Source organism: Pseudomonas sp. GW460-LB5 (assembly GCF_059423245.1).
Window position 1 is genome coordinate 83646 of sequence record NZ_JBWKXT010000012.1, and the last position, 24485, is coordinate 108130.

Annotated in this window: 24 protein-coding genes; 11 read left to right on the forward strand and 13 right to left on the reverse strand. The window is 59.9% G+C overall.

What is annotated here, in order from left to right:
- Positions 1-46: 46 nt before the first annotated feature.
- A complete protein-coding gene (hexR, locus tag AC07XM_RS10140; protein WP_016489869.1) occupies positions 47-913 on the reverse strand; it encodes a transcriptional regulator HexR in 867 nt (288 codons plus the stop codon).
- A 103-nt stretch (positions 914-1016) separates the two neighbouring features.
- On the opposite strand from hexR, the gene zwf reads away from it, so the two are divergent.
- The 5 genes from zwf to AC07XM_RS10165 all read left to right on the forward strand — a co-directional run bounded on the left by zwf (position 1017) and on the right by AC07XM_RS10165 (position 6706).
- On the forward strand, positions 1017-2459 hold the full coding sequence (zwf, locus tag AC07XM_RS10145) for a glucose-6-phosphate dehydrogenase (RefSeq protein WP_016489870.1): 1443 nt from the start codon (positions 1017-1019) through the stop codon (positions 2457-2459).
- Between the two features lie 88 nt (positions 2460-2547).
- Entirely contained in the window at positions 2548-2850 is a 303-nt protein-coding gene (locus AC07XM_RS10150; RefSeq protein WP_016489871.1) for a hypothetical protein, read from the forward strand.
- A 166-nt stretch (positions 2851-3016) separates the two neighbouring features.
- Positions 3017-5203, forward strand: a complete 2187-nt coding sequence (gene uvrD, locus AC07XM_RS10155; protein ID WP_102688995.1) for a DNA helicase II — start codon at positions 3017-3019, stop codon at positions 5201-5203.
- A gap of 132 nt (positions 5204-5335) precedes the next feature.
- On the forward strand, positions 5336-6184 hold the full coding sequence (locus tag AC07XM_RS10160; RefSeq protein ID WP_016489873.1) for a Tim44 domain-containing protein: 849 nt from the start codon (positions 5336-5338) through the stop codon (positions 6182-6184).
- Between the two features lie 114 nt (positions 6185-6298).
- A complete protein-coding gene (locus AC07XM_RS10165; RefSeq protein WP_016489874.1) occupies positions 6299-6706 on the forward strand; it encodes an SMI1/KNR4 family protein in 408 nt (135 codons plus the stop codon).
- A gap of 220 nt (positions 6707-6926) precedes the next feature.
- On the opposite strand, the gene AC07XM_RS10170 is transcribed toward AC07XM_RS10165, so the two are convergent.
- On the reverse strand, positions 6927-8687 hold the full coding sequence (locus tag AC07XM_RS10170; RefSeq protein ID WP_016489875.1) for a cation:proton antiporter: 1761 nt from the start codon (positions 8685-8687) through the stop codon (positions 6927-6929).
- A gap of 343 nt (positions 8688-9030) precedes the next feature.
- Here AC07XM_RS10170 and AC07XM_RS10175 point away from each other — a divergent pair, with 343 nt between their 5' ends.
- Positions 9031-9516, forward strand: coding sequence for an acyl-CoA thioesterase (locus AC07XM_RS10175; RefSeq protein ID WP_003253263.1), 486 nt, complete (start codon positions 9031-9033; stop codon positions 9514-9516).
- Here the strand turns inward: AC07XM_RS10175 and pdxY are convergent.
- Positions 9513-10385: a pyridoxal kinase PdxY gene (pdxY, locus tag AC07XM_RS10180; RefSeq protein ID WP_016489877.1), complete on the reverse strand. Its 873-nt coding sequence runs from the start codon at positions 10383-10385 to the stop codon at positions 9513-9515. The genes AC07XM_RS10175 and pdxY overlap by 4 nt on opposite strands.
- A 120-nt stretch (positions 10386-10505) precedes the next feature.
- On the opposite strand from pdxY, the gene AC07XM_RS10185 reads away from it, so the two are divergent.
- A complete protein-coding gene (locus AC07XM_RS10185) occupies positions 10506-10898 on the forward strand; it encodes a DUF3301 domain-containing protein (RefSeq protein ID WP_102688994.1) in 393 nt (130 codons plus the stop codon).
- Here the strand turns inward: AC07XM_RS10185 and AC07XM_RS10190 are convergent, their stop codons facing one another.
- The 3 genes from AC07XM_RS10190 to zigA are packed head-to-tail and all read right to left on the reverse strand — an operon-like array spanning position 10899 to position 13741.
- The gene (locus AC07XM_RS10190; RefSeq protein WP_102688993.1) at positions 10899-11870 is read right to left on the reverse strand and encodes a CobW family GTP-binding protein; all 972 of its coding nucleotides are present in this window, start codon (positions 11868-11870) and stop codon (positions 10899-10901) included. It lies immediately after the preceding gene.
- A 39-nt stretch (positions 11871-11909) separates the two neighbouring features.
- Positions 11910-12536 carry a DUF1826 domain-containing protein gene (locus AC07XM_RS10195; RefSeq protein ID WP_102688992.1) on the reverse strand — a complete coding sequence of 209 codons (627 nt, stop codon included), beginning with the start codon at positions 12534-12536 and terminating at the stop codon, positions 11910-11912.
- A complete protein-coding gene (gene zigA, locus AC07XM_RS10200) occupies positions 12533-13741 on the reverse strand; it encodes a zinc metallochaperone GTPase ZigA (RefSeq protein ID WP_102688991.1) in 1209 nt (402 codons plus the stop codon). Before zigA ends, AC07XM_RS10195 begins: the two co-directional genes overlap by 4 nt.
- 115 nt (positions 13742-13856) lie before the next feature.
- On the opposite strand from zigA, the gene AC07XM_RS10205 reads away from it, so the two are divergent.
- Together AC07XM_RS10205 and folE2 are read left to right on the forward strand one after the other, a co-directional pair.
- Positions 13857-14237 carry a hypothetical protein gene (locus AC07XM_RS10205; protein ID WP_023048553.1) on the forward strand — a complete coding sequence of 127 codons (381 nt, stop codon included), beginning with the start codon at positions 13857-13859 and terminating at the stop codon, positions 14235-14237.
- Positions 14238-14262: 25 nt separating this feature from the next.
- A complete protein-coding gene (gene folE2, locus AC07XM_RS10210) occupies positions 14263-15168 on the forward strand; it encodes a GTP cyclohydrolase FolE2 (protein ID WP_096426920.1) in 906 nt (301 codons plus the stop codon).
- Here the strand turns inward: folE2 and AC07XM_RS10215 are convergent.
- On the reverse strand, positions 15152-15679 hold the full coding sequence (locus AC07XM_RS10215; RefSeq protein ID WP_016489884.1) for a DUF3617 domain-containing protein: 528 nt from the start codon (positions 15677-15679) through the stop codon (positions 15152-15154). The genes folE2 and AC07XM_RS10215 overlap by 17 nt on opposite strands.
- A 131-nt stretch (positions 15680-15810) precedes the next feature.
- Here AC07XM_RS10215 and cls point away from each other — a divergent pair, with 131 nt between their 5' ends.
- Positions 15811-17250: a cardiolipin synthase gene (gene cls, locus AC07XM_RS10220; RefSeq protein WP_016489885.1), complete on the forward strand. Its 1440-nt coding sequence runs from the start codon at positions 15811-15813 to the stop codon at positions 17248-17250.
- Between the two features lie 81 nt (positions 17251-17331).
- Here the strand turns inward: cls and cfaB are convergent, their stop codons facing one another.
- Positions 17332-18516 (reverse strand): C17 cyclopropane fatty acid synthase CfaB, encoded by a 1185-nt coding sequence (cfaB, locus tag AC07XM_RS10225; protein ID WP_016489886.1) that lies wholly within the window; start codon positions 18514-18516, stop codon positions 17332-17334.
- A 208-nt stretch (positions 18517-18724) separates the two neighbouring features.
- On the opposite strand from cfaB, the gene lpdA reads away from it, so the two are divergent.
- Positions 18725-20125, forward strand: coding sequence for a dihydrolipoyl dehydrogenase (gene lpdA / locus AC07XM_RS10230; protein WP_102688990.1), 1401 nt, complete (start codon positions 18725-18727; stop codon positions 20123-20125).
- A 295-nt stretch (positions 20126-20420) separates the two neighbouring features.
- Here lpdA and AC07XM_RS10235 read toward each other — a convergent pair whose 3' ends face one another.
- The 5 genes from AC07XM_RS10235 to arsH all read right to left on the reverse strand — a co-directional run bounded on the left by AC07XM_RS10235 (position 20421) and on the right by arsH (position 24466).
- On the reverse strand, positions 20421-21419 hold the full coding sequence (locus tag AC07XM_RS10235; protein WP_060519736.1) for a DUF4917 family protein: 999 nt from the start codon (positions 21417-21419) through the stop codon (positions 20421-20423).
- Between the two features lie 164 nt (positions 21420-21583).
- The gene (locus AC07XM_RS10240; RefSeq protein WP_060519738.1) at positions 21584-22144 is read right to left on the reverse strand and encodes an arsinothricin resistance N-acetyltransferase ArsN1 family B; all 561 of its coding nucleotides are present in this window, start codon (positions 22142-22144) and stop codon (positions 21584-21586) included.
- On the reverse strand, positions 22137-23219 hold the full coding sequence (locus tag AC07XM_RS10245) for an ArsO family NAD(P)H-dependent flavin-containing monooxygenase (RefSeq protein ID WP_101195987.1): 1083 nt from the start codon (positions 23217-23219) through the stop codon (positions 22137-22139). The genes AC07XM_RS10240 and AC07XM_RS10245 overlap by 8 nt, the downstream gene beginning before the upstream one ends.
- Before the next feature lie 25 nt (positions 23220-23244).
- On the reverse strand, positions 23245-23748 hold the full coding sequence (locus AC07XM_RS10250) for a cyclin-dependent kinase inhibitor 3 family protein (protein WP_082422063.1): 504 nt from the start codon (positions 23746-23748) through the stop codon (positions 23245-23247).
- Positions 23749-23752: 4 nt separating this feature from the next.
- Positions 23753-24466 (reverse strand): arsenical resistance protein ArsH, encoded by a 714-nt coding sequence (arsH, locus tag AC07XM_RS10255; protein WP_060519744.1) that lies wholly within the window; start codon positions 24464-24466, stop codon positions 23753-23755.
- Positions 24467-24485 lie beyond the last annotated feature (19 nt).

Genomic DNA, 24485 nt, shown 5'->3' on the forward strand with positions numbered 1-24485 from the left:
GGCCTCTTCGCGGGCAAGCCGGCGAAGAGCCCGCTACAGGTTGGATTCAGTCGTCTGTAGCCTTGATCGACTTGGGCGACAAACGCAGGCTGCGCAAGCTGCGCTTTACGCTCTTCAGGTGGTTGACCAGGCTCGGGCCGCGCGCCATGGCCACGCCCATGGCCAGCACATCGATCACCACCAGGTGGGCGATACGCGAGGTCAGCGGGGTGTAGATTTCGGTGTCCTCATGCACGTCGATTGCCAGGTTCACGGTCGACAGCTCGGCCAACGGCGTCTGGCTTGGGCACAAGGTAATAAGGTTGGCACCGCTCTCACGCACCAGATTGGCGGTAATCAGCAGGTCCTTGGAACGGCCCGACTGGGAAATGCACACCGCCACATCCCCAGGTCTCAAGGTAACCGCGGACATCGCCTGCATGTGCGGGTCGGAATACGCGGCCGCACTGAGCAGCAGGCGGAAGAACTTGTGCTGGGCATCCGCCGCTACCGCGCCGGATGCGCCAAAGCCATAGAACTCCACGCGTTGCGCCTGGGCCATGGCGCTCACGGCCTGTTGCAGCGCATGCGGGTCGAGGTGCTCGCGCACTTCCATCAGCGTGTGCAGGGTGGTGTCGAAAATCTTCAGGCTGTAGTCGGCAACCGAGTCATCTTCATGGATCGCGAACTGGCCAAAACTGGCCCCGGCGGCCAGGCTCTGCGCCAGCTTCAATTTCAGGTCCTGGAACCCCGAGCAACCGATTGCCCGGCAGAAACGCACGATGGTCGGTTCACTGATACCCACGCTGTGCGCCAGGTCGGCCATGGAGCTGTGCATGACCGCAGCCGGGTCGAGCAGCACGTGGTCGGCCACTTTGAGTTCCGATTTGCGCAGCAAGTGGCGCGATTGGGCAATGTGTTGCAACAGATTCACGGGCTGGACTCGGTTATGATCGGCTGGCCGGGTTGTAGCTTTCTTGTAGTTATACTACATGGACGCCAACCCGCCCAGTTAAACGAACGTGGAGAGTGGCGGTTTGACTATTCCTTGCGACATTCTGGTGTTCGGTGGCACCGGCGATCTGGCGCTGCACAAGTTGCTTCCCGCGCTCTACCACCTGTTCCGCGAGGCCCGCCTGAACAATGCTGTGCGCATCATCGCGCTGGCGCGGCGCAACCTGCCACGTAACGACTACCTCAAGCTCGCCGAACGCCACTGCCGGGCACAAATTGCCCGCAGTGACTTCGACGAAGAGGTCTGGCAGCGGTTTTCCGCCCGGTTGGACTATTTCGCCATGGATGCTTCGCAAAGTGCCGACTTCGGCCGCCTGGCACGCTACCTGGGCGAGCCCGGCGGGCTGACGCGCATCTTCTACCTGGCCACCGCTCCCAACCTGTTCGTGCCAATTGCCAACCACCTGCGCAACGCCGGCCTGGCCGACCCCGAAGCGCGTATCGTGCTGGAAAAACCGATCGGCCACTCGCTGGCCTCGGCCACCGCCATCAACCAAGCGATTGGCGCAGTGTTCGACGAAAACCAGGTCTTTCGCATCGACCACTACCTGGGCAAGGAAACCGTGCAGAACCTGATGGCCCTGCGCTTCGCCAATGCCCTGCTGGAGCCGGTGTGGCGCAACAATCAGGTCGACCACGTCCAGATCAGCGTTTGCGAGACCCTCGGGGTAGAGAACCGCGGCGCCTATTACGACCGTGCTGGGGCAACCCGCGACATGCTGCAGAACCACCTGCTGCAGCTGTTGTGCCTGGTGGCCATGGAGCCGCCTGCGCAGTTCGAGGCTGAAGCGGTGCGCGACGAAAAAGTGAAGATACTGCGGGCCCTCAAACCGATCACCGGCCAGGACGTGCAGGACAAGACCGTGCGCGGTCAGTACGGTGCCGGACACATCGGCGGCCAGGAGGTGCCTGCCTATTACTTCGAAAAGGACGTCGACAACGACAGCGATACAGAAACCTTCGTGGCCATCGAAGCGCACATCGACAACTGGCGCTGGGCAGGTGTGCCCTTCTACCTGCGCACGGGCAAACGCATGGCACGGCGTTCGTCGCAGATCGTCATTCAGTTCAAGCCTGTACCCCACGAGCTGTTCAGCGGTGGTCAGGTCAACCAACTGTTGATCCAGCTGCAACCAGATGAGCGCATCAGCCTGCGCATGATGACCAAGAGCCCAGGCAAAGGTATGCGGCTGGAGCCGGTGGACCTGAACCTCAACCTGGCGCAGGTGTTCGGCCAGACCCGCCGCTGGGACGCTTACGAACGCCTGCTGCTGGATATCCTGGAGGGCGATTCCACGCTGTTCATGCGGCGTGACGAAGTGGAAGCAGCCTGGGCCTGGATCGACCCGATCCTCAAGGGCTGGGAGGAACACTTCCAGGCGCCGCGCCACTATCCGGCTGGCAACAACGGTCCGGAGCAGGCCAACAGCCTGCTGGCCCACCGCGGAAGAGCCTGGCATAGCTGAAGCCGTTCCCGATTTCAGTCTGGCCTGCGCGAGATGAAAGTGGTGCGTGCCCCGCGAGGCACCCCATCTTTCATCAGAGGCTCAAATCATGACAATCGACATCGACAACTTCGTAGCAATCAACGACAAGCGCCCCGGCAAGGAGGCGTTTCGCGTGTTCGGCACCGTAACGGTCGCCAATCCAGGAATCGAACCGGTACTGAGCACCCCATCCCCCCGCCACCGCGGCGGTTGGGAAGTGCTTCGTCTTGATCTGATTGAGCCTGACTCCCCCTCCATGGCCGTGATGACGACCAAGCCGGTTGCCTACGAGCAAGCGGGCATCAGCCCCTGGACCGACCTGGAAATCCAGGGCTGCGAGGGCAGGCTGAAAATCGTGACCATCGACTGAGACACCCTGAGTAGCCCCTTAAGCACCAGGCCGGCAGAACGAGGGTGTGATCAGGTTCGGCCGGCCCACTGCTGCAAACGGGCTGCACTGATGAATGGCAGTCTAAGAGGGTGATTATTTATACAGTACCATTTACCCGGCACTTGCCCCGCCCTAGAATGGCGCGATGCACACAGATGACCTCTCCCTCCTGCTGAACTCCCTCAACGATGCTCAACGCCAGGCCGTCGCGGCCAAGCTCGGGCGTCAACTGGTGCTTGCTGGCGCCGGCTCCGGTAAAACCCGCGTGCTGGTGCATCGCATCGCCTGGCTGATCCAGGTGGAACAAGCATCGCCGCACTCAATCCTGTCGGTGACGTTCACCAACAAGGCTGCGGCAGAAATGCGCCATCGGATCGAGCAACTGCTGGGGATCAACCCGGCAGGCATGTGGGTCGGTACCTTCCACGGGCTGGCCCATCGCCTGCTGCGGGCCCACTGGCAGGAAGCACGGCTGGTGCAGAACTTCCAGATCCTCGACAGCGATGACCAGCAGCGCCTGATCAAGCGGGTCATGCGCGAACTGGGGCTGGACGAGCAGAAGTGGCCGGCACGCCAGGCCCAGTGGTTCATCAACGGGCAGAAGGATGGAGGCCTGCGCCCGCAGCATATACAGGCGGGGGGCGACCTGTTCCTGGCGACCATGCGCGAGGTGTATACCGCCTACGAACAGGCCTGTGAGCGCGCGGGGGTCATCGACTTCTCCGAACTGTTGCTGCGTGCACTGGACCTGTGGCGCGACCACCCGGGCCTGCTTGAGCACTACCAGCGGCGCTTCCAGCATGTACTGGTAGACGAGTTCCAGGACACCAACGCCGTGCAGTACGCCTGGCTGCGCCTGCTGGCGCGCGGTGGTGCCAGCCTGATGGCGGTGGGCGACGACGACCAGTCGATCTACGGCTGGCGCGGCGCCAAAATCGAGAACATTCACCAGTACACCGCCGACTTCCCCGACGCCGAAATGATCCGCCTGGAGCAGAACTACCGCTCCACCGGCGGCATCCTCAAGGCTGCCAACGCCCTGATCGTCAACAACAGCGGGCGCCTGGGCAAGGAACTGTGGACTGACATGGGTGAAGGCGAACCGCTGACGCTGTACGCGGCCTACAACGAGCACGACGAAGCGCGCTACGTGGTGGAAACCATCGAAAGCCTGGTCAAGCAGGACAATGCGCGTAACGAAATCGCCATTCTCTACCGTTCCAACGCCCAATCGCGGGTGCTGGAAGAGGCCCTGCTGCGCGAGCGTATCCCGTACCGTATCTATGGTGGCCAGCGATTCTTCGAGCGCGCCGAAATCAAGAACGCCATGGCTTACCTGCGGCTGATCGAAGGGCGTGGCAACGATGCGGCCCTGGAGCGGGTGATCAACGTGCCGCCACGCGGCATTGGCGAGAAAACCGTCGAAGCCATCCGCGAGCATGCCCGCCACAGCCAGGTGTCGATGTGGGAAGCCATGTGCCAGCTGTTGGCTGCCAAGGCGCTGAAAGGCCGCGCCGCCAGCGCTCTGGGTGCCTTCATCGAGCTGATCGAGGGGTTGGCCACGAAGGTCACGGACATGCCGCTGCATACCATGACCCAGACCACCATCGAACAATCCGGGCTGATCACCTATCACCAGGAAGAAAAGGGTGAAAAGGGCCAGGCACGGGTAGAAAACCTCGAGGAACTGGTCAGCGCGGCGCGCAACTTCGAGTCCACCGAAGAAGACGCCGATCTCTCGCCGCTTTCGGCCTTCCTCGGCCATGCCTCGCTGGAAGCCGGCGATACCCAGGCCGATGAGCATGAAGACAGCGTCCAGCTGATGACCTTGCACAGCGCCAAAGGCCTGGAGTTCCCGTATGTGTTCCTGGTGGGCATGGAAGAAGGCCTGTTCCCGCACAAGATGAGCCTGGAAGAACCCGGCCGCCTGGAAGAGGAGCGCCGCCTGGCCTATGTGGGAATTACACGGGCTATGCGCCAGCTGGTCATGACCTACGCCGAAACACGTCGCCTGTATGGCAGCGAAACCTACAATAAGGTGTCGCGTTTCGTACGTGAAATTCCCGCAGGCCTTATTCAGGAGGTGCGTCTGTCCAACAGCGTCAGTCGCCCGTTCAGTGGGGCCAAGACGGCCACCAACAGTAACCTGTTTGCCAATGCCAATATTCCACAGACGGCGTTCAACCTCGGCCAGCGCGTGCAACATGCGGTGTTTGGCGAAGGCGTGATCCTCAACTTCGAGGGTTCGGGCGCCCAGGCACGGGTACAAGTGAATTTTGCCGAAGGCAGCAAGTGGCTGATGCTGGGGTATGCGAAGCTCGAAGCCATCTGATGTACTGGGCCGCTCTGCCGGGCGGCCTTGTAACATTCAGGCAAAAGCTCGAAACACTATGTCACTGGTCATGTGCACGGGAACCTGTGCAACATGACGCGCGTGCAATCCACAACAGGGGATATCCCACTTATGCAACGTTTTCTTAGCATCGCACTGGCGCTCTGCGTCGGCCTGACGCTGAGCCTGGACGCCAACGCCAAACGTTTCGGCGGCGGCAAGAGCTCGGGCTCCGCGCCTATCCACCAGACCCGCCAAGCCACGCCAACCACGCCTGCAGCCGCACCGACCGCACCTGGCCGTGCCCCGGCTGCCGCCAGCGGTGCTTCGCGCTGGTTGGGCCCACTGGCCGGCCTGGCCGCCGGTGGACTGCTGGCGTCCATGTTCATGGGCGACGGTTTCGAAGGTTTCCAGATCATGGACTTCCTGATCGTGGCGCTCATCGCCTTCCTGGTGTTCCGCTTCATTGCAGCGCGCCGCCGCCAGCAGCAGCCGCAAATGGCTATGCCAGGCCATGCGCCGATGCAGCGTGAAGCCCACAACCAGCCAGCACAGCCATCGGTCTTTGGTGGTTCGGCCGCACCTGCCGCCGCTCCGGTGATCAACGCCCCGGCCTGGTTCAACGAGCAAAGCTTCCTGGCTGCCGCCCGTAACCACTTCCAGTCGCTGCAGCAGCACTGGGATGCCAACGAAATGGACAAGATCAGCGAGTTCGTTACCCCGCAAATGCTCGAGTTCCTCAAGCGTGAGCGTGCTGAGCTGGGTGACGGCTTCCAGGCCACCTACATCGACAACCTCGAAGTACAGCTGGACGGTATCGACGACCGCGCCGACCGCACGGACGCCACCTTGACCTTCCGCGGCGTGTCGAAAACCTCGCGCTTCGACCAGGGCGAAGTGTTCAGCGAAAGCTGGCACATGGTTCGCGCCCCAGGCGAGAACCAGCCTTGGCTGGTGGCCGGTATCCGTCAAAACGGCTAACCGCTGCGTGCTACATAAAAAACCCCGGGCCTGTCCCGGGGTTTTTGCTTTTGCCAGAGTGGCCTACTAGGGTATAACGCGCAGCGTTGTCATCTAGGTCAGAGGAAGTGAACCGTGGAAGAAGTGATCGAACAACTCCGTGAAGCCAATCAGCCAGTGCCGGTGCCCCTTGAGCTTCCCGACGAGGACCAGCTGGTCGAAATCGAAGAAGAGCTGTTCATCAACATACCGTTCGTGTTCAAAGAGTTTCTACTGACCGTCAGCGACGTGGTGTATGGCTCGCTGGAGCCGGTAACCGTCACCGACCCACAATCGCACACCTACCTGCCTGACGTTGCCGCCAACGCCTGGGACGCCGGCGTGCCGCGTGACCTGATTCCGCTGTGCCAGGACGGCGACAACTACTACTGCGTCGAAGAAGACGGCACCGTGGTGCTGTGGGACGCCGAAGAGGAAATTGCCGGTGAAGACAGTTGGGAATCAGTGTGGCACTGGGCGCGGGATGTCTGGCTGGAGAGCTGATTTCAATCTCTGCCCCCACAGGAACACCATCGCCTCCAGCTCCTGTGGGGTACCTGTGGGAGCGGGCAAGCCCGGGTAGAGGCCGGTACAGGCACAGGAAGTTTACGGCCCGGTGCCATCAATGTGGCTAGAATCGCCAGGCTTTCTGCGCCTGGCGACATTGCTACCGCTCAGTCCCCGCGAACGACGATGAAATCTTGCTCAGGGAGCATTGCGCCCTTCAGTGCGTATTCTCGCGACTGTTTTCCAGCGTCTCCAGCAAGGCGATCTGCATGCGCGTGTGCACGCGGATGAACCAGCGCCACAGCAAGGCCACCACCACCGCCGCCACCACGGCAATGACCAACAGCAACTCGTTGGTGGGCAGAATGCTCGCCGACAATGCCGACAGCAGCAGGAAAATCACCAGCAGCGACAACAGCGGGATAACCTCGGCGATCACCCGGCGCACTCGCTGGGTATGGCGCCCGGCCATTTCCGGCTTCACGCCCATTTCTGCCAGCAGCATCGACAGTGCCTTGAGCTTGCGATAGGCAGCGATCAGGAAGGGCAGCGACAGCAACAACGCCGCGCCCCAGATAACCGCCTTCTGCTGGCTGGCATCGCTGACCCACTCACTGAGCCAGTTGCCGATGCGCTCTGCAAAGTAACCACCACTGAAGAAAATGGCGATCACCAGCGCCAGGTTCACCCCCACCTGCAACAGGATGCGCCGGATCATCGCCGCCAGCATGGCGCTCTCGCCCTGCGGCTGTATATTGCGCAACCACTCGCCATACAACGAAAGCACCCGCGCCAGGCGGCTGGGCACCACATTGCCAAGTTTCTGCGACAGCGGGTCGGCCGCACGGATCAGATAGGGCGTCAGCAGCGTGGTAATTGCCGATACCGCGACCGCCACCGGGTAAAGGAAGTCGCTGGTCACCTGCAGCGTCATGCCCAGCGCGGCGATGATGAAGGAAAACTCGCCAATCTGCGAAAGCCCCATGCCCACCCGCAGCGATGTGCGCCCGTCATTACCGGCAATGAACGCCCCCATGCCGCAGGAGAGCATTTTGCCCAATACCACCGCCAGGGTGATGACCACGATCGGCCAGGCGTAATCGACGAGCACTTGTGGGTCGATCATAAGGCCGATGGCGACAAAGAAGATGGCACTGAACAGATCGCGTACCGGCTCGATCAGGCGTTCGATCTTCAGCAACTGACGTGATTCGGCCATGATCGCGCCAATCAGGAAGGCGCCCAGCACCATGCTGTATTCCAGCTTTACCACCAACAGGCAGAAGCCGAAGCACAGGCCAAGCACGGTAATCAGCAGCATTTCGTTGCTTTCAAATTTGGCCACATAGGCCAGCAGCCGCGGCACCAGCAGAATCCCGATAACCAAGGCAACGATCATGAACAGTGACAGCTTGCCCACTGTGGAGAACACTTCGCCCGAGCTGACCGTGCCGCTGACAGCGATGCCTGACAGCAGGGCAATAATGCCGATACCAAGGATGTCCTCCACGATGAGCACGCCGAAGATCAACTGGGCAAAGCGCTCGTTCTTCATCTTCAGGTCATTCAGTGCCTTGACGATGATGGTGGTCGAGGAAATGGCCAGGATCGCGCCGAGGAATAGCGAATCCATGGTGTTCCAGCCGAACCAGCGGCCAATCTCGAAGCCGATCCAGATCATCAGCACGATTTCCAGGAAGGCCGCGATGAACGCCGTGGCACCAACCTTGAAAAGCTTGCGCAGACTGAATTCGAGCCCCAGGCAGAACATCAGGAAGATCACTCCCAGTTCAGCAAGGGTCTTGATGGTTTCTTCGTCATGGATCAGGCCGAATGGCGGGGTGTGCGGGCCGATGATGAAGCCGGCGACGATATAGCCCAGTACGACGGGCTGTTTGAGGCGGTGAAAGAGAATGGTGACCACGCCAGCGACCAGCATGATGACTGCCAGGTCCTGGATAAAGCTGATGGCATGCATGGCGTGATACTCCTTTTCTCGTCTTTTTTTTGAATGCCTGGGCAGACCGCTCCTCTGCCAAGGCAAACCTGAGCGAGCAGCAAGTACATACTGTATTGAATGCAGGAATGCCCATGTTGCATGGGCGTACTCAGGTTAACATCGCACCCCGCCGCAAAAAGCCGGTGCAATATGCAGAAACAGATCGGCTGGAAAAGCGCCGCTGATGGCATGATCAGCGTGACGATGGCGCGTCAGCCAACGTCCCGTACCAACAAGGCAAATTCAAAAGAGGGGAACAGAAGTGTCAGCAGATAACGCCCCCCATTCGCCCGATTCAGCGCAACCTCACCGTGAGCACACTATGGAACCTGGAAACGCCCAGCTGAGCATGACCGTCCTGATGACCCCGGACATGGCCAACTTTTCTGGCAACGTACATGGCGGCACCCTGCTCAAGTACCTCGACGAAGTGGCCTATGCGTGCGCCAGCCGCTATGCCGGCAGCTATGTGGTGACCCTGTCGGTCGACCAGGTGATCTTCCGCGAGCCCGTGCACGTGGGTGAACTGGTGACCTTCCTGGCGTCGGTCAACTACACCGGCAATACATCGATGGAAGTCGGCATCAAAGTGGTGACCGAGAACATCCGCGAGCGCTCGGTGCGCCACTCCAACAGCTGCTTCTTCACCATGGTCGCGGTCGACGACAACCGCCGCCCGGTGCCGGTGCCGCCGCGCCAGCCGCACAGCAGCGAAGAAAAGCGCCGCTTCCTGCAAGGCCAGCAGCGTCGGCAGATCCGCCAAGAGCTGGAGAAGCGCTACCAGGACCTGAAAACCGACGCGATCTAAAGCGCCAGCGGCTGCGCCTCAAAGCGCACCCGCGGATGGGCGATGCGGTCCTGGGCCCGCACCAGTTGTAGTTCGTAGCTGGCGCAGGCCTGGGTTTCCAGCAGCACCTCATGCACGGCTGCAGCGGTGAATTCGAAGGCTTGCACCCAGCTGTCGCCGAGCAGCACACGCGCCAGGAACAGGCCTGAGGTCAGGTCACCCACCCCCACCGGCTGCCGCGGGAACGCCAGCAGCGGGCGGCGCAGGTGCCAGCTGTGCTCGGCAGTCACCAGCAGCATTTCGAACTGGTCTTCGGCCCGCCCGGGGTAAACCAGGTGCTTGACCAGTACCACCTGCGGGCCACGCTGCAGCAGGCTGCGCGCCATGTTCACGCAATCCTCCAGCGACTGTGCGCGGCGCCCACAGAAGCTGTCCAGTTCCAGCTGGTTGGGGCACAGGATGTCGGCCCGGGCCGCCGCCTCGTCGAGCAGGAACTCGCTCACCTCCGGCGGCACGATGCAGCCCTTCTCCGGGTGCCCCATGACCGGGTCACACAGATACAGAGCCTTTGGGTTCACCGCCTTGATCCGCTCGACGCCAGCCAGGATCGCTCGCCCCTGCTCGGCACTGCCCAGGTAGCCGGAAAGCACAGCATCGCAGTGACCCAGCTCGCCAATATTGGAAATACCTTCCACCAACGCAGGAATTTGCGCCGGGGCAAGCACTTCACCCGCCCACTGGCCATACTGTGTGTGATTGGAGAACTGCACGGTATTGAGCGGCCAGACATTGACCCCGATACGCTGCATGGGAAACACCGCGGCGCTGTTGCCGGCGTGGCCGAACACCACATGGGACTGAATGGCGAGCAGGTGCGGGGTACGTTTCATGCGGGAGGTTTCCAAAGCTGTTTCAAGGATTGTGCGCAGCGCAGTATGAACTCGATTGCCACCTGTACGACAGGCCAGGGACGCAGTTAAGCTGGATCTACCTGTTTGGAGCATATGCAAATGTTGACCCTGGAGAACGTCTTCGTCCTGATGCTGTTGACCACGGCAGGCGGCTGGTTGTGGCACAACCATGGGTTGCGCGAAAAAGCCCTGGAACGGGTCAAACAGCACTGTGCCAAGCTCGACCTCGAGCTGCTCGACGATGCCGTCGCACTCAAGCGCATCGCCTTTGTCCGTGACGCCAATGGCCGCAAGCGCCTGGCACGCATCTATGCCTTTGAGTTCACCGTCACCGGCGAGCAACGCCACCCGGGTACTGTGACCCAGTTCGGCGCGCACAGCGTGCAGATCGAGCTGGCGCCCTACCCGTTTGAAATCAAGACACCACCACGCACCGACAATGTCATCGAGATGCAGCAGTGGCGTCAGGAACACAATCGCTGGCGCAACTGATCAGCTGACGCGGCATTCGCTCAACCCCGCTTGCAGCGTGGGTTGCGATTGCGGCTGATCAAAAATCAGCTCGATACGGCTATCCCTGCGCCATTCACTGGGCTGCCATATCGGCATGTCACCCTTGAGCCCATTAAATGATTGCCAACCTTCCACGCTGTGGATAACCCCTTTGGCACGCCGCCATGGCAAGGTCCGCAAGAACGCCAGTAGGCGCTGTGGATAAAACTGCTGTACGGGATGCCAGCGCCAGCCAATGCTCCAACCTCCCTCCCCCTCCTGCGCAAGACAGATCGGCTGGCTGGGGTCTGTCCACAATATTGTTGGGGCTCCCCCAAGATTGTCGACAATCTGGTTTTCCTGAAATGGGCTGTCGACAATCTCTACCAAGGCGCCAGGAAGGCTTGATAGCGGCACCTGGCCCTGTACCGACCACATCACATTCTTGTCGTTAAATTTATTAGTTATCAACAACTTAGATTTTTCATCCACAGCCTCCGACTTGTTGAAAAGCACGTATTCAGACGCGTTGAAAGCCTGCTGTTGGGCGTCCGGAAGCGGCTCGTTTCGCGCCATGGATTGCGCATCGACAACCATCAACAATGGCTGAATTGTCAGCACTCCAGCCCACGGAGCCTGTTTCAGCTGAGCAAGCAGCTGCAACGGGTGACCCAGGCCAGACGGCTCGATAAACAGCCGGTCAGGCCGGGATTTGCGCAACAACCGGCCCAGGCCCACCTGAAAAGGCATGCCGTTGACACAACACAGGCAGCCACCTGCAACCTCGCCGATGGCGATGCCATCTTCGTCACGGCTGAGCAACGCCGCATCCAGGCCAACCAGGCCGAATTCGTTGATCAAGACCGCCCAGCGTTCGTTGCGCGGGCGCTGGGCCAGCAGATGGCGGATCAGGGTGGTCTTGCCGGCGCCCAGGGGGCCGGCAATGACATGGGTGGGAATGTTCTGCAGCATGGGATGGCTTCAGGCGGGGTGAAGGCTCACTATGCGCCGTCAGGCTAGCCAGTCAAGGCTGAGCAGCAGGCGCCCTTGCTGGCCCGAGGGCGAGCGGTGCACCAGCCCTGCACCTTCGTTGCCCTGCCACTTCTCGCCCTTGAGTACAGCCACTTCACCGACGTGCAGTTTCTGAATGTTATTCACAGGCACTTGAGCTGTGTGTAACTCCCCGCGTGGGCTCTCCTGCTCCCGCAACCACTCGCTACCCGGGCCCGCATAGGTGGTGAGCAATCGCAACGGCACGTTATCCACATGAAAGCGCGGGCACATGGGCCCGGTCAGCACCCGCAGGCGCAAACCGACCCGCCGCGCGCCAACCAGGCAGGTATATGCCGCCACCAGCCAGGCTACATCGGCCACGAACGCTTCGTAACCCTGCAGGTCCGCCGCTTCGCGTAGCAAATCCGACAAAACCGGCATCTGCTGCTCGTCCACATCGATTACCCACTGATCTGACAGGGGTTGCCCAAGGCTGACTACCAGCTCGGCAAAATCCTCCAGCTGTGGCGGCAAGCGCCGGCGCCAGACCGCCAGGTTCACGCCGTCCTGCAGCACGTCGGTCAACACCAGCGGCGTTTCGCCAAACACCTGGAAGATATCCACAGGCTTGAGCGCCTGGTTCATGCTGCTGCCTCCTCGTGCCAAGGGCCAAATGGATCAGCCAGACGCAACCAGCCCATAGGCCCCAACTCCATTTCTTCATCCGTCAACAAGCAGGCCTGAAGCTGTGTGGATAACTTTTTGAAGTCGATATTCTGACCAATGAACACTAATTCCTGCCGGCAGTCACCGGTTTCGGCGTGCCAGTGTTTCAAGATATCGGCAGTGTTATCCACATCCTGGGGCCACTGCTCGCGCGGCACGAAACGCCACCAACGGCCCGCCAGCCCATGGCGCATCATGCCACCTGCCTGGGACCAGCTACCGGCTTCCTGGTACTTGCTGGCCAACCAGAAAAAACCCTTCGAACGCAGCAGCCGACCATTGCTCCAGGGCTTGTGGATAAAATCAAAAAAGCGCTGTGGATGAAGTGGCCGCCGCCCCTGCCAGGTCGTGGCCGCGATGCCGTACTCTTCAGTCTCCGGCACATGCTTGCCGCGCAATTCTTGCAACCAGCCCGGCGCTTGAGCAGCCTGGTCGAAGTCGAATAGGCCAGTGTCCAGAATGCGCGCCAGCGGCACCTGGCCCATGACCATGGGCACGATCTGCGCCCGGGCGTTGAGGCTGCGCAAAATGGCCATGAGTTCTTCGCGCTCGTGCTGGCTGATCAGGTCGATCTTGCTCAGCAACAACACATCGGCGAACTCCACCTGCTCGATCAGCAGATCACTGATCGACCGCTCGTCCTCTTCGCCCAAGGTTTCACCACGGCTGGCCAGGCTGTCTGCTGCCTGGTAATCGCGTAAAAAATTCAGGCCATCGACCACAGTGACCATGGTATCCAACCGCGCCATGTCGGAAAGGCTGCGGCCCTGCTCGTCGCGAAACGTGAACGTCTCGGCAACCGGCAGCGGCTCCGAGATACCCGTGGACTCGATGAGCAAATAATCGAAGCGGCCTTCTTCGGCCAGCCGCGCAACCTCTTCGAGCAGGTCTTCACGCAGTGTGCAGCAGATGCAGCCGTTGCTCATCTCGACCAGTTTCTCTTCAGCGCGGTTGAGGCTGACGTTGCGCTGCACCTCGCTGGCGTCGATGTTGATTTCACTCATGTCGTTGACGATGACCGCGACCCGCAGGTGGTCGCGGTTACGCAGCACATGGTTGAGCAAAGTGCTCTTGCCGGCGCCAAGGAAGCCAGACAGCACGGTGACAGGGAGACGATTGGACATGGCGAAACCTCTTCAGGCGAGCGCATTCGAAACGATGCATTGCACAATGTTATAAAGTAACAATACAATTTCGCCAAGCCGTTCTCGACAGACGAGTATTCACCGGGGATGAAAAATGAATCTGCTGCGCGCCATGGTGTTGCTGTTGCTCGCCATGCCTACTTCGCTGTTCGCCATGCCAAAGAACAGCCCGATGGCGATGTGTACACGCAGCGCGACACTGCTTGCCTGCCAGGACGGCAAAGGCAGCTATTACAGCGTGCGTAACGAAGGAAATATGTTCTACCTGCGCGGCTACGACTTCACCAGCCGGCGCCTATGGGCACAAACCAACAGCCGCTATGGCACGTTGACCTTTTTTACCGGCCTGGCCAGCGATGGCGAAGCCTGGGTGGGTTACAGCCGTCGCGTTGGCTGGACCACTCTGAACCGCGTATCCAGCTCCAGTGGGCAGCGCTTCAAGCTGCATTGCAGCCTGATCGGCGCTTGCCACTGATGCCTCTTTTTGTTTGGAAAGCCAGATGACCCAGCTCAAGCTCCCCGACATCGCAGCACAAGCTCTGGAGTACACCTTGCCTTTGGACTGGGTGGGCATGTGCGGCATCGCCTTGCCTGTGCAATTCGAAGGGCGCACCGCAGCCGCCAAAATCGATGCAGGGGTAAGCCTGGTTGACGGCAGTTCACGCGGTATCCATATGTCGCGGCTTTACCTTGCCCTTGAGACATTGGAGCACCAGCCCCTCACTCCGCTGGCAATCAGGCAGCTACTGGCTGATTTCCTGAGCAGCCATGAGGGCCTTTCTTCGGCAGCCTACCTGCGCCTGCGCTTCGAGCACATGCTGAAACGGCCGGCTTTGATCAGCCCATTGGCAGGCTGGAAAAGCTATGCGGTAACAGTCGATGCAAGGATAGAAAATGAAATGTTCCACGTGGAACTATCTGTTTCCGTTCCGTACTCCTCCACCTGCCCGTGCTCGGCTGCACTTGCACGGCAACTGATTCAGCAGCAGTTCCTGGACGATTTCAGCGAGCAGCAGGTCGAAAAATCCGCCATATTGCAGTGGCTGGGTAGCGCCAAAGGCATTGTGGCGACCCCCCATAGCCAACGCAGTACCGCGCAAATTCAGGTACGGCTGCGCGGCACTCAGCAGGATCTACCCATCACCGAATTGATTAACTGCGTAGAGGGAAGCTTGGGGACCGCTGTGCAGACTGCTGTGAAACGTGCAGACGAACAAGCCTTCGCCTTGGCCAACGGGCAGAACCTGATGTTCTGCGAAGACGCCGCACGACGCCTGCACAACTCACTGCGGCAAATGGAATGGAGCACGGCCTTCAAGCTGCGCGTGGAACATGCAGAAAGCCTGCATGCCCACGACGCCGTCGCTACCAGCCAATGGCAATGGGACGTCAGCTGCGCGGTTTGACCGTGCCACAGTCATTACCTAGCCACACCGCACGGGTGTTCATGCTGCCTTGCTGCTGCACACCCGAAGCGTTGAAGGTACCACTGACCTGAGTAGTGAACTCCCGGTCGCTGAGGAAGGTAGCCTGGCCAGTACCTTGTGCCTTGGGGCAGCTGAACTGGAACTTCCACACATTACCGGTACGGTCGGTAATCTTTTGAGTGCAGCCCGATTTCGGATCCTGCAGTGGGATATCGTTGGTGGCCACCTGCTCTGGCGTCAGGCACGAACGCACACCATTGCCACCGACAGTTACCCCCTGTTTCGCCAATACCCCCTCCATCATCGCGCGTTGCTCTGGCGGCAGATTTTTCAACTGACCAAGCATGAACTGCATGTCGGGTAACGGTTTGCCATCGACCTGCATATTGCTGGTGGTCAGCTCCCACAAACCTGGTTGCAGCATCTGGGCATGCACCAGTGGGCTGCTCATGGCCAGGGCCAACGCCAACAGTGGCAGACGAATCTTCATGGACGATCGCTCCTGAAAAAACCGGCCAAGCGGGCCGGGCTGAAACTTGGACGCCAAATCCACCTTCAGGTTGCAAGGCGGACCGGGAACGTGTTCTGTTACCTCAAGTGTACTCGGCAAGCAGGATGCATATGGATTACCACAGCCCCTACTTTTTTGGTTACCTACTCGGACTGATTCACTTACTGGGTATCGTCGCCGCGCTGCACGCGATCTTTACCGTGCGTACCGCCCAAGGCGCCATCGCCTGGGCCATGCCCTTGTTTTTCATCCCCTACCTTACCTTGATCCCCTACCTGATCTTCGGCGCCCGCTCGTTCTATGCCTACATCAAGGCCAGGCGCCAGGCCAACCAGGAGATGCACGTGGCCATGGCCAATCTCAACTGGCGGCCTTGGGTGGAAGAAGCCCTCACCGCCCGGGAATCAGAAAGCTACACAGCCCTGCGCGCCATGCCCAAGCTGGGCCGCATGCCCTGCCTGGCGAACAACCAGGTGAAGTTGCTGATCGATGGAAAGGCCACCTTCGATGCCATCTTCGCCGCCATCGACAAAGCCCGTGATGTGGTGCTGGTGCAGTTCTTCATCATCCATGACGACAACCTCGGCAAGGCACTGCAACAACTGCTGCTCCGTAAGGCCGCCGAAGGGGTGCAGGTATTCGTGCTCTATGACCGCGTCGGCAGCCATGCCTTGCCAGCCCGCTACAGCCAGCAGCTGCGCGACGGCGGTGTGCAGATTCATGCCTTCGCCACCCGCCGCGGTTGGTTCAACCGCTTTCAGGTAAACTTCCGCAACCACCGCAAGATCGTGGTAGTGGATGGCCTGATTGGATTCATCGGCGGGCACAACGTGGGCGATGAATACCTCGGTGAGCACCCGAAGCTTTCCCCTTGGCGCGACACCCATGTGCAAATCGGCGGGCCGGTGCTGGCCTGCCTGCAGGAGTCGTTCGCCGAAGACTGGTACTGGGCCACGCGCCAGCTACCGCCGCTGATCCTGCCGGATACCTACCCGGACAACGGCGTGCTGTGCCAGGCCTTGGCCAGCGGCCCGGCCGACCCGCAGGAAACCTGCTCGCTGTTCTTCCTCGAAGCAATCCACTCCGCTACCCGCCGGGTGTGGATTACCAGCCCCTACTTCATCCCGGACGAGGCGGTGTTCGCCGCCTTGCGCCTGGCGGTGCTGCGTGGGGTCGATGTACGCGTGCTGATCCCGTCACGACCAGACCATCGTGTGGTCTATGCCGCCTCAAGCCTGTTCGCCTTCGAAGCGGTGCGCGCGGGTGTGCGCATGTTCCGCTATCAGCCGGGCTTCCTGCATCAAAAGGTGGTGCTGGTGGACGATGATGTCAGCGCGATCGGCAGTGCCAACCTGGACAACCGCTCGTTCCGTCTGAATTTCGAGATCACCCTGCTCACCGTCGACCGCAGCTTCGCCGACCAGGTGGAGAAGATGCTGATCAATGACTTTGAACAGTCGCGGGAAATCACTGCAGAGGACAGCCTGGACACTCATCGACTGCAGCAGTTGGGGATGCGGATTGCACGGCTGATTTCGCCAATCCTTTAAGCTAAGCAGTATGAGTGTGGGAGCGGCCTTGCGGCCCTCTCGCGACACAAGGCCGCTCCCACAAAATCCGCATCTACATGCTTAGCGATACAGATCTTCGCGCGTCCAGGGCAGGTCATGGTGCCCGTCGGCGTATGGCTTCACTGCCAAGATCTGGTGCAGGTTGATCCAGCCCTTCTCAAAGGCATAGGCACAACCTGCAAGGTACAGGCGCCAGATGCGCAGGGTTTTTTCCGGCACCAGCGCCGCCGCCTTGTGCAGCTGATTCTCCAGGTTTTCGCTCCAGTGATGCAGGGTCTTGGCGTAGTGCAGGCGCAGGCTTTCCACGTCTACGACCTCCAGTCCCGCTTCGCAGAGGCTGGCGCTGATCATCGACAGGTGAGGCAGCTCGCCATGGGGGAACACGTAGCGGTCGATGAACTCACCTGCGCCACGTCCGACCGGGCGGCCATCGACATGCTTGGCGGTGATCCCGTGGTTCATCACCAGCCCCCCTTCCCTCACGGCGCCGAACAGTTTCTGGCAATACAGCGCCAGGTTGGCATGCCCGACATGCTCGAACATACCAACGCTGACAACCTTGTCGAAGCGACCGTCTTGAGGCAGGTCACGGTAGTCGAGAATCTGCAGGTCGACCTTGTCGGCCAACCCTTCGGCCTTGACCCGCTGCCTGCCAAGTTTGAGCTGCTCCTTGCTCAAGGTGATGCCGAATACCTTGGCGTCATATTCCCGTGCAGCGAAGCGCGCAAGGCCACCCCAACCACAGCCCACGTCCAGCAGGTAGTCGCCGGCATTGAGGCGCAACTTGCGACACAGGTGGTCGAACTTGTCCTGCTGTGCCTGATCGAGCGTGTTATCAGGCTCGCGAAAGTAGGCGCACGAATAGGCCATGTCCTGATCCAGCCACAGCCGATAGAACGCGTTGGAAACATCGTAGTGGTAGGAAATGGCTTCAGCGTCCGTGCTTTTGTCGTGAGCAAGCCGCGCCGGCGAAGCCTCTTCAAAATCAGGCAACAGCGCCTCGCTCAGCTCATCACATACCCGGATGGCTTCACCGATGTCGCCTTCCAGCTCCAGCTTGCCTTCGACGAACGCTGTGCCCAACTGCTCCAGGCTCGGGTGCGTCAACTGGCTGATCAACTGTGGCTCTTTGACCAGGATGGTGACCTGCGGGCTAGGCCCCAGATCGAACTGGTTACCGTCCCACAATTTCAGCCGCAGCGGCAGATGCAGGCTCTGCAGTGCAGGTGGAAGTTGCGCGAGCATGAACAACCCTCCCTATCCGTTTCTGGCTACAACGCCTGATATTTCGAACGTCGTCGGATCAGAGTAGTTCATTGGTGGGAGGTTTCCTCTAAACGAGACCAAGGTCTAGAACCAACTGATCTTATCCATACAGCAGATTGTATACAATTCTCGCATCTCAGCTTAACCTTGTGCCCCTCTCGCGCTTCTACATCCTGGAGTTGAACCCATGAAATCCTATGACGTGGTGATCATCGGCGGTGGCCCTGGCGGCTACAACGCAGCCATCCGCGCTGGCCAGCTTGGCCTGAGTGTTGCCTGCGTGGAAGGCCGCTCGACCTTGGGCGGCACTTGTTTGAACGTGGGCTGCATGCCCTCCAAGGCACTGTTGCATGCGTCCGAGCTGTACGAGGCCGCCAGCGGTGACGAGTTCGCCCACCTCGGTATCGAAGTAAAGCCCACCCTTAACCTCGCCCAGATGATGAAACAGAAGGACGAGAGCGTGACCGGCCTGACCAAAGGTATCGAATACCTGTTCCGCAAGAACAAGGTCGACTGGATCAAAGGTTGGGGCCGCCTGGACGGCGTCGGCAAGGTTGTAGTAAAGGCTGAAGACGGCAGCGAAACTGCGCTGCAAGCCAAGGATGTGGTCATCGCCACCGGCTCGGAGCCCACCCCTCTGCCGGGGGTGACCATCGATAACCAGCGCATCATCGACTCGACCGGCGCACTGTCGCTGCCGCAAGTGCCCAAGCATCTGGTCGTCATCGGTGCCGGCGTGATCGGCCTTGAGTTGGGTTCCGTCTGGCGCCGCCTGGGCAGCCAAGTCACCGTCATCGAATACCTTGATCGCATCTGCCCAGGTACCGACACGGAAACCGCCAAGACCCTGCAAAAGGCACTCGCCAAGCAAGGCATGGTGTTCAAGCTGGGCAGCAAAGTGACTCAAGCCACTGCAAGTGCCGAGGGTGTGAGCCTGACGCTGGAGCCTGCTGCCGGCGGCACCGCAGAATCGCTGCAGGCCGATTACGTGCTGGTGGCTATCGGCCGCCGCCCTTATACCAAGGGGCTGAACCTTGAGAGCGTGGGCCTGGAAACCGACAAGCGCGGCATGCTCGGTAACGAACACCACCGCACTTCTGTGCCCGGTGTGTGGGTGATTGGTGACGTCACTTCCGGCCCGATGCTGGCGCACAAGGCCGAAGACGAAGCCGTAGCCTGCATCGAGCGTATTGCCGGCAAGCCCCACGAGGTCAACTACAACCTCATCCCTGGCGTGATCTACACCCGCCCGGAGTTGGCCACCGTGGGCAAGACCGAAGAGCAGCTCAAAGCCGAAGGGCGTGCTTATAAAGTCGGCAAGTTCCCCTTCACCGCCAACAGCCGCGCCAAGATCAACCACGAGACCGAAGGCTTCGCCAAAGTCATCGCCGATGCCCAAACCGATGAAGTGCTAGGTGTGCACCTGGTGGGCCCAAGCGTCAGCGAGATGATCGGTGAGTTCTGTGTGGCCATGGAATTCTCGGCCTCGGCAGAAGACATCGCCCTGACCTGCCACCCCCACCCGACCCGCTCCGAGGCCTTGCGCCAGGCAGCGATGAATGTAGACGGCATGGCGATGCAGATCTGACAGTACCCCTCGCTCCCCAAGGCATTCGAATCATATGTCCTGGGGCGCTATTGCCTGATCATCATTAAGCAAAAAGCCCTCCATATGGAGGGCTTTTTGGATTTAGAGAATTAAAACTGTCGCAAAGAGGCCCAGTTTCCGTGGCCTTCAGCCCGATTCGGAGTAAACGCAAAACTGTCGCGAGCCCCCAAAACCGTTGACTCGGACAAATGCGCCAGAGAATAAAAACTGTCTAGCCCAGTAATGACGGGCCTTACAGCCACCTCTGAGATTTCAGGAGTGGATGTCCTGCCCGCTATTCGGGTTGAACCCAGCAGCCCGGGCTCTCACTGTCGAAGAAATCGACGTCAACTGGCCCCAGGTCATCCTGAATGATTTGGTAAGCCATGTTGCAATAAGGCTGATATCCCCGAAAGACTGAGACGGCTACGCGCTCAATGCCCGTCCCCTTCATTCGCTTGAGCAAATGCCTGTCGTGCTCCCCCAAGCCCCAACCGAACAGTGTCAGTGTCTTCCGGGGCGCCGTAAGCACCTCTCGATAGACAGTCGACAGGTAGTAGCTATTTTGAATCGAAGCTACCTTCTGACGCATGGTTCCTTCACTGACAAACAGCGGTACCACACGCTCGTTTTTCCACTCCTGAAGAATGGCTTCCAGCAAGCCGCCGCCCAATGCGCGGATCTTGAACTCTTCCTCTATGTTGTTGCGGCATAAAGCTAAGCTGCCATGGGGGTAGAACACCAACGTATTCACTCGCTCCTTGTACAGCTTCCGGAATCGACGCCAGTCGTCATCGAATACCCCGCCATCGACGAAGCAGTCTTTGAACATATGGCCGTCCGGGATGTTGAGACCATAGGCCACCGTCCAGTAAACCAGCAGGTCATAGTTTAGCGACAAGACCGTGTCGAACTCCTTCAGATACCGGTACATGTTCGGCAGATGATCGGTGATCTGGTGATATTCAGGGTGAACATCCCGCACTGCCTGGATCAGGCAATCCCGGACGCGCACGTAGGCTTCGTGGGTACGCTGATCTGGGATCTCCAACGATTTGTTGACGTTGGATGCTTGCCAGACGACCCGCAGAATTAGCTCAAAATCTTCTGTCTCAAAAAACTCGAACAGACGCGCCACGTCGTTCTGGAGCAGCTCATTTTCCCTGACATGTTCTAGCAGTGAGCGGTACGCAAAACTCTGCGACACAGCGATACTCGCGCCGTTGCCCAACAAGATGGTACCGCGCTGATAATGCTGAGCTATTTCTGCCCATGGCTTTACGGGGTATGGCATAGAGGCCACCTTCGAGTTGTGATCGCAGGATCATATCTCTGATGGTTCCATCGAGTCTTCTAGGCCGCCGACGTGTCTTCGCAACACGCTAGCTCAGATTCAAGCCCTGGTGACGAAACGCTCAGCGGCCGCTCAAATGGACCCTTCAAAATGGACCTCATGTTCTAACGCGGCATCGGGATTTGGGATAAGAAGCTTGTAGGAGCCTCAGGCCGACAACCCTCGCCACCGAAATCAAACCGCCAATATCCCACGTCATGCCACGCACCGAGTTTGAACCCGACCTGCGAAAACGTACCGATGTGCTGAAAGCCGAGTCGCTCATGGAGACCCACGCTTCCTTCGTTCGGTAAAGAAATACCCGCGTATGCAGAACGATATCCTAGCTGCTTCAGAACCGGCAGGAGAACGTCATAAAGCTGCCGGCCAATCCCACTCCGACGCTGCCCCTCTGCAACGTAGACGGTCACATCTACCGCCCACCGATATGCCGCTCGCGCTCGATGCTGGCTAGCATAGGCATAACCGACCACCCGACCTTGCTGCACAGCCACAAAATATGGATAGGTATGAAGCGTCGTCTCGATACGCTGGCGCATTTCTTCCGCGCTCGGCGCTACCTCTTCAAACGAGATGGCAGTGTGGAGCACAATCGGAGCGTAGATAGCCTGTATGGCTGCAGCGTCTTCTGGACCAGCAATACGAATCTCGATTCCGCTATGCATCCGGCTGCTCCAAGCTGTTCAGGTATTCCACTACTTCGTTTACGGTGCTGCGCGCGGTACGGGTGACGCCGATCAGCGTCGCCGAGGCCAGGGCGGTCCAGTCGCCATATCCGACCAGCCAGAGGCGCGGCTCGCGAATAGAGCGCGACCCGTCAACCTCGACCTTACCGCTGTCATCCAGCACGTCCAAGTCCCGCAAGTGATCCAGAGCCGGCCGGAAACCGGTACACCAGATCACCGCATCGACCTGGGTTTTCTCACCATTGGGCCAGACGACCCCGTCAGGCGTGAATGAGACAAAAGGCCTTACAGACCGTAGGGCTCCTCGCTCGCGGGCCCGGACCACCGGGGGCACCATGACTATATCGCCAAGCCCGCCGACCGGTACGTTGATAACACGGCCCTCCTGTTGAGCCTTGAGGCGCTCGGTAGCCCGCTCGAACAGCACCCGGCCATCGACATCATCAGGCAGAAACGCCGGCTCCTCCGTGGTTACCCACGTTGCGTCGGCGACCTCGGACAGCTCCGCATAGATTTGCGCCCCCGAGTTGCCACCACCAACGACCAGCACGCGCTTTCCTTGGAAAGCCTCTGGTGACTGATAATGGGCGGAGTGAATTTGCTGCCCCCCGTACAGCTCTATCCCCGGATAAACCGGAACATAGGGTTTGCTCCAAGTCCCCGTTGCGCTGATGACGGCACGGGCTTCCCAGTCGCGGTCCTTCGAGCGAACACGAAGGCCACGCCCGGTTCGCTCCACCGCCGTAACGCTGACGGGGCGAACGATAGGAAACCCGTAGCGCGCCTCGTACTGCTCCAGATAGCTGACCACGTGATCCCTATCGGGATTACCTTCGGTGACTAGCGGCATCGGCCAGCCCGCGATCGAGCTCCATGCTGAGGGTGAGAATAGCGTCAGCGAGTCCCAGCCATGGCGCCACGCCCCGCCCGCAGCCTCTTCGGCGTCGAGCAGCAGAAACGACAACTTGGCCCGCTTGAGAAAATAGGCCACCGTAAGCGCGGACTGCCCGCCGCCAATCACGATGACATCGAGTAGTTCGCCGTCGGTGGCCATGGTCTCTCCTGTCTGGCTGGAGCGCTCAGTCTTCGCCGAATTGGTTGATGTAGTTGATGTGCGCAGGCTTCTGAATCGCCCGTGGGCGAAGCTCCTGCACCCAAGCGATCGCCTCGCGACGCGGCATTCCGGATTCGATCAGCAGACGGGCAGCGAACAGCCCGGTGCGACCGGAGCCGCCCTTGCAGTGGATGGCCAGGGCCTTGTTGGAAGCGAGCAAATCGTCTAACTGGTGGCGAATCTCCCCCAACCGAGCCTCGAAGGTTTGATCAGGAGCCTGATCATCCTCGATCGGCAACTGGTACCACTCCAACCCATACTGCCTGGCCGCGACGCCAAGCTCACCAACGCCGTTTTCCTGAAGCTCTGTATCCGACATCAGGGTAACCAGCGCCACGGCGCCAGCCTGCTTCAGCGTCTTCAGGCTTTCAGCAAGATCGCTGGCCTGGGTGCCCGGGCAGGGTGTGAAAATTAGCGCTCCTGGGGCATGGGGCAGCGATTTCATCGAGTAGGGATGTGACATGCTCATGACCTCAAATGGACCGCAGATTGACTCGCTTGGACAGCTCTTCCGCCGACTCCTTGCGCTCGGAGTAGCGATCCACCAGGTAATCCTGGCGGTCGCGCAATAGCAGCGTGAACTTGGTCAGTTCTTCCATCACATCAACCAGCCGGTCATAGAAGGAAGAAGGTTTCATGCGCCCGGCATCATCGAACTCCAGGAAGGCTTTTGGAACCGACGACTGGTTAGGGATAGTGAACATGCGCATCCAACGGCCCAGCACGCGCAATTGGTTCACCACGTTGAACGACTGCGAGCCACCACAAACCTGCATCACCGCTAATGTCTTGCCCTGGGTCGGACGTACGGCGCCCATGGCCAAAGGTACCCAGTCGATCTGCGCCTTAAAGACTGCGCTCATAGAACCGTGACGCTCGGGCGAGCACCACACCTGGCCCTCGGACCATTGCATCAGCTCGCGGAGTTCCAGCACCTTCTCGTGGGAGTCCGGAGCGTCATCCGGGAGCGGCAGGCCGGAAGGGTCGAAGATACGGGTTTCGGCGCCGAACTCTTCCAGCAGGCGCGCAGCTTCCTGGACCATCAAGCGGCTGAATGAGCGTTCGCGGGTCGATCCGTACAGCAGCAGGATGCGTGGTTTATGCGTGGAGGGATCCTTCGGCTCCAGACGCTCCAGCGACGGCAGATCGATCAGTTCTGGCTGGATATTTGGCAGGTGGTCGTTCATTTCAGTCTCCATTGATCCA